The sequence below is a fragment of the Streptomyces sp. NPDC059564 genome (assembly GCF_042735575.1).
GTDB lineage: Bacteria > Actinomycetota > Actinomycetes > Streptomycetales > Streptomycetaceae > Streptomyces.
The window spans coordinates 21,544-26,836 of record NZ_JBHWBP010000085.1 but is presented as its reverse complement, the minus strand read 5'-3'; the positions used below and the strand labels follow the sequence as shown (position 1 = coordinate 26,836).

The following is a 5,293-nucleotide window of genomic DNA, read 5'->3' as shown; positions in this document are numbered from 1 at the left end:
GCCGTGCAGCGGGCAGAGTGCCGCCACCAGACCCGCCCCGGCGAAGTACTGCCAAGCCGTCACCGCGCTCCTCCCGATTCGGCAGCCGATATGAGGGTTACGGCTGAAGAAACGATCAAGGCGCCGGTTCGACACGCGGCAGACAGGTCAAGATCCTTGTACGAGGGCGGACTTCGTACGGCCGTCCGGCGGCACGGCCGGACGGACGGCGGCCGGGTGGCCGGGGGCCGGGGGCCGGGGGCCGGGGCCCCGCCCGGCCGGACGGCCACCGCCCCGGCTACATGCCCCGGGCGCCGTCGATGCGCTCGCGGAGCAGGTCGGCGTGCCCGTTGTGGCGGGCGTACTCCTCGACCATGTGGATGAGCACCCAGCGCAGGGACACCGTCCCGCGCCACTCGTCCGTCCCCCGGACGTCGAGGTCCGGGGCGTCCTCGGCGAAGCGCTCGGCGAAGGCCACCTCGGTGTGCCAGGCGTCCCAGGCCTCCGCGACGGCCCCGGAGCCGGACAGCGCGCCGTCGAAGTCCCCGTCCGCGTCGTCGGGCGAGCTGAACCGGGGCGGGGCTTCCCGGCCGGCCAGGACCTGGCGGAACCAGCGCCGCTCCACGTCGGCGAGGTGGCGGACCAGGCCCAGCAGCGACAGGGTGGAGGGCTCCACGGCCCGCAGGGCCAGTTCCCCGTCCAGCCCGGCGCACTTCATCCGCAGGGTCGCGCGCTGGTCCCCGAGGAAGTCGAGGAGCATGCGGCGCTCGCCGCCGGTCGCGTCGCCGGTGAACCGGCGGTCGGGCGGCGGGCCCGCGAAGATCTCGGCCCTGCGGCCCTCGGCCACCTCCTCGACCGTCATCGGCGTCCGCCCTGCCGCTGGCGCTGTCCCCGGGCCGCAGCGCCCGCGCCCTCGGCCGTGGCCGCCGCGAGGACCCGTAGCGCGGCCTCCGAGGGAGAGCCGGCCTCCGCCGTGTAGGCGATCAGGATCTGGTCGGGGTCGTCGGGCAGCCGCAGGCTCTCGTAGGTGAGGGTGAACTCGCCGACCAGCGGGTGGCGCAGGTGGTACCCGCCGTGCGTCTTCTCGGCCACCTCCTGCTCCTCCCACAACGGCCCGAACTCCGGGCTGCGCTCGGCCAGTTCCTCGATCAGGGCGGCGAACCGGGCGTCGTGCGGGTGCCGTGCGAGGTCGTAGCGGAGGTAGGCGACCAGGTCCCGGGCCTTGGTCTCCCAGTTCACGTACCGGCCGCGCACGTCGGGGTCCAGGAACACCAGCCGGGCCTTGTTGCGCCGCTCGGGCGGCAGGGCGCCGAAGTCCGTGAGGAGGGCGGCGCCCAGCGGGTTCCAGGCGAGGACGTCGGTGCGCCGGCCGACCACGAAGGCCGGGGTCTCGGGCATGGACTCCAGCAGCCGGCGCAGCCCCGGCCGGACCTGCTGCGCCTCGCCGTCCCGGGCCGCGTCCGCCGCCGCGCCGCGCGGGCCCGCGCGCCCGGCGTTGCGTACGAGCCGGGTCAGGTGCGCGGTCTCGGTGGCGTCCAGCCGCAGGGCGGTGGCCACGGCGCCGAGGACGGCGTCGGATACGTTCTCGGCGCGGCCCTGCTCGAAGCGCGTGTAGTAGTCCACGCTGACCCCTGCGAGCTGGGCGGCCTCCTCGCGGCGCAGCCCCGGCACCCGGCGGCGGCCGCCGAAGATGGTCAGGCCTGCTTCCTCGGGCCGGATCCGGGCGCGGCGGGAACGCAGGAAGTCGCCGAGTTCGGTCTTGGTGCTCGTCTGCGTCATGCTCCGATCCTAGAGCGGCCGCCGTACGCCGGGAGGCGCCTACGCTGGAGCGCATGTCCGATTCCGCCGCCTCCCCCCTCGTTCCTCCGGTGGCCGTGTGGGGGGTGGTGCGGCGGCCCCTGCGGTTCCTCGGGTCGTGGTGGCCGTGGCGGTGCTGGGCGTACCTGGGCAGCGGGTTCCTCCTCGGCTACCCGGTGCTGGTCGCGCTGGTGCTGCTCACCGGCCTCGGGGTGCTGCTGGCCGTCGCCGGGGTCGGCCTCTTGCTGCTGCTCGCCGCCGTGGCCGGCGCGGTGCCGCTCGCGGAGCTGGAGCGGCGCCGGCTGCGGTGGGTCGAGCCCGCGCCGGTCGCCGATCCGCACACCTCGCTCGCCGGGGCCGGCGCGGCCGCCTGGCTGCGGACCCGGCTGCGGGAGCGCGCCACCTGGCGGGAGTTCGGGTACGCCGCGCTGCTCGGGGCGGGCTTCGGCGCGGCCGGTTTCGGGGTGGTGGCCCTGGTGGCGTTCTCGCTGATCCTCGTCGCCTCCCCGGCCGTCGTGTGGGCGCTCGCCCCGGAACCGGTGATGCTGATACCCGGCCGGGCGGTGGCGGGCCCGCTGGAGGCCCTGGGCGGCACGGCCGTCGGGCTGGCGGGGCTGGTGCTGGCGGCGTACGCGGGAGCGCTGATCGCCGGGGCCCAGGTGAAGACGGCCCGGCTGCTGCTCGGACCGCGCGAGGAGGACGGCCGGGTCCTGGAGCTCACCCGGTCGCGGGTGCGCCTGGTGGAGGCCTTCGAAGCCGAACGGCGGCGCATCGAACGGGACCTGCACGACGGGGCCCAGCAGCAGCTGGTCGCCCTCAGCATGACCCTGGGCCTGGCCGAGATGCGGCTGCGCGGGATCCCGGAGGCGGCCGGCGCCGCGGCGCTGGTCGCCCGGGGGCGCGGCGAGGCGAAGCTGGCGCTGGAGCAACTGCGGGACCTCGTACGGGGGATCCATCCGCAGGTGCTGACCGACCACGGGCTCGCGGCGGCCGTTGCCGAGGTGGCGCTGCGCCATCCCGTGCCGGTGACGGTGGACCTGGCCCACCTGCCCCGGCTGCCCGAACCGGTGGAGACCACCGCCTACTTCACCGTCACCGAGGCCCTCGCCAACGCCGCCAAGCACAGCGGTGCCTCGCACGTCGGAGTGGCCGGTAGGGTCGAGGGTGACCGGCTCACCCTCACCATCAGCGACGACGGCCGCGGCGGGGCCGATCCCGGCGCGGGGGCGGGCCTGGCGGGGCTCGCGGACAGGGTGGCGATGTTGCGGGGCAGGCTGACGGTGACCAGTCCGGTGGGCGGACCGACGGAACTGCGCGTGGAGGTGCCGTGCTCCGGGTGATCCTCGCCGAGGACTCCGTGCTGCTGCGCGCCGGGCTGACGGAACTGCTGACCCTCGGCGGCCACCGGGTCCTCGCCGCCGTCGGCGACGCGCCCGCGCTGCTGCGGGCGGTGGCGGCCGAGCGGCCGGACGTGGTCGTCACCGACGTACGCATGCCGCCCGGCCTGCGCGACGAGGGACTGCGGGCCGCACTCGAACTGCGCTCCCACGACCCCTCGCTGCCGGTCCTGGTGCTCTCCCAGTACGTGGCCACGGCGTACGCGGCCCAGCTGTTCGGCGGCGGTCCGGCGGCCGGGCTGGGCTACCTGCTCAAGGACCGGGTCGGAGAGGTGACCGAGTTCCTCGACGCCCTGGAACGGGTCCACGGGGGCCAGACGGTCATCGACCCCGAGGTGGTGCGGATACTGCTCGCGCCCCGGGACGGGCGGGACCGGCCGCTGGCCCGCCTGACCCCGCGCGAGCGCGAGGTGCTGGCGCTGATGGCCGAGGGGCTCAACAACCAGGCCCTGGCGGCCCGGCTGTTCATCACCGAGGCCTCCGTCGTCAAGCACGCGTCCAGCATCTTCATGAAGCTGGACCTGGACCCGACGGAGGGCAACCGCCGCGTCCTGGCCGTCCTGGCCCACCTCCGCGGCACCGACACCCCCTGAGCCGGGACCCGGAGCCGGACCCCGAGCGCGCCCGCCCGGGCCGGCCGGCTACCGGGAGGGTGCCGGGCGGTGGCTCCCGGTAGCCGAACGGGCCACGATCCGGGACGCCCCCGGCCGCGGGCCGGCGCCCAGACCCGCCCGGGCCGGTACGGTCGAGCGGGCCCACAGCACCAGCAGCACGGGCAGGGCCAGGTAGCCGAAGCGGCCCGCCGGGGCCAGCAGGAAGGCCAGGGTCAGGCCGAGGGCGAGGCGGTCGGCGGCGGCCACCACCGTGCGCGGGGGGCACACCAGCAGGGAGACCCCGACGCCCAGGCCGCCCAGCGCCAGCAGGGCCACCGTCAGGTACCAGCCCCACGAGCCGAGTCCCGCCAGCAGGTGGCCCGGCAGGGGGCTGCTCGCCGGGGTCGGCACGTCCGCCCGGCCCGTCGGGAAGGCGAACACCTGCCGCCACAGCTCCGCCGGCTGGAGCAGGACCCCGGGCAGCACCAGTACGGCCGTGACCGGCGCCGCCACCGCCGCGCAGCGCCCGGCGGCCCGGGCGCCCCGGCAGGCCCCGAGGACCGCGAGGACCACCGCCACCGCGGGCAGGGCGGTCCACTTCAGGGCGCACGCCGCCGCGAGCGCCGCCCCCGCCACCGCCGGGCGGCCCGACACCGCCGCCGCGAGCGCCAGGCAGCACAGGCCCGCCAGCGGCAGGTCCACCCCGCTCACCGCCAGCGGAAGGGCCACCACCGGCGAAGCCACCAGCACCGGGAGCAGCGGCGAGGGGGGCCCGCCGAGCATCCGGCGGCCGGCCCAGAGGGCGGCGAACAGGGCCGCCGCGCACCAGATCCGGGCGTCGCCTAGCAGCTGGACCGCCCAGCCGTCGCCGCCGCCCAGCAGGGCGCGCGGGAGGCCGAGGAGGGCCATGCCCGGCAGGTAGGGGGTGTACTCCTCGACCCCGGCGGGCTGGTCCACGTAGAGCCGCCCGGACTCCAGCAGGAGCCGCCCGGAACGTTCGATCACCCCGACCTCGGACTGGCCCTGGCCGGTGAGGACCAGGTACAGCAGCGGCACGGCCACGGCGCCCAGCAGGGCCGCGCCGAGCGCGGCGCGGCGGCGGCCGAGGAGGGTGGCCCCGGCGGCGGCCAGGTACCCGGCGGCCGCGCACCACCCCCACAGCCGGTGCGGGCCGAGCGGGGAGAACAGCGGGAACGACAGCGCCCAGGCGGCCGCGAGCAGCCACCCGGCGGTCCACCGGCCGGTGCGGGAGACGGGGAGGAGGCGGGCGGCCCCGAACGGGAGGGGGCGGGTGGAGGGGGTCATGGACCCATTCCAGCCGCGCGGCCCCCTCGGGTCTGCACGCCCAGGCGGAGCCTTCGTGGTGGGGTTTTCCCTACCCCGGCCCTCATTCGGCACCGGCCCCGCGCACGCCGAAGGGGCGCGCACCCCGGGCGGGGCGCGCCAGCCGCGACGCGAAAATTATTGGGGCCCCCCGCGACCCGGTGAGCGCCCACACGCCCCCGGCCGCCGCCACGTGCTCCCCCT

The 5,293-nt window shown here is 77.0% G+C and carries 5 protein-coding genes; 2 read left to right on the top strand and 3 right to left on the bottom strand.

Annotated elements, in window-relative coordinates:
- Positions 1-277 precede the first annotated feature (277 nt).
- Both ACFV0Q_RS17155 and ACFV0Q_RS17150 read right to left on the bottom strand, forming a co-directional pair.
- A complete protein-coding gene (locus ACFV0Q_RS17155) occupies positions 278-841 on the bottom strand; it encodes a DinB family protein (RefSeq protein ID WP_385006045.1) in 564 nt (187 codons plus the stop codon).
- The gene (locus tag ACFV0Q_RS17150; RefSeq protein ID WP_385006044.1) at positions 838-1,758 is read right to left on the bottom strand and encodes a helix-turn-helix transcriptional regulator; all 921 of its coding nucleotides are present in this window, start codon (positions 1,756-1,758) and stop codon (positions 838-840) included. The genes ACFV0Q_RS17155 and ACFV0Q_RS17150 overlap by 4 nt, the downstream gene beginning before the upstream one ends.
- Positions 1,759-1,811: 53 nt before the next feature.
- On the opposite strand from ACFV0Q_RS17150, the gene ACFV0Q_RS17145 reads away from it, so the two are divergent.
- A complete protein-coding gene (locus ACFV0Q_RS17145; protein ID WP_385006042.1) occupies positions 1,812-3,116 on the top strand; it encodes a sensor histidine kinase in 1,305 nt (434 codons plus the stop codon).
- The gene (locus ACFV0Q_RS17140; protein WP_385006040.1) at positions 3,104-3,766 is read left to right on the top strand and encodes a response regulator; all 663 of its coding nucleotides are present in this window, start codon (positions 3,104-3,106) and stop codon (positions 3,764-3,766) included. Before ACFV0Q_RS17145 ends, ACFV0Q_RS17140 begins: the two co-directional genes overlap by 13 nt.
- A gap of 48 nt (positions 3,767-3,814) precedes the next feature.
- Here the strand turns inward: ACFV0Q_RS17140 and ACFV0Q_RS17135 are convergent, their stop codons facing one another.
- Positions 3,815-5,071, bottom strand: coding sequence for a glycosyltransferase 87 family protein (locus ACFV0Q_RS17135; protein WP_385006038.1), 1,257 nt, complete (start codon positions 5,069-5,071; stop codon positions 3,815-3,817).
- Positions 5,072-5,293 lie beyond the last annotated feature (222 nt).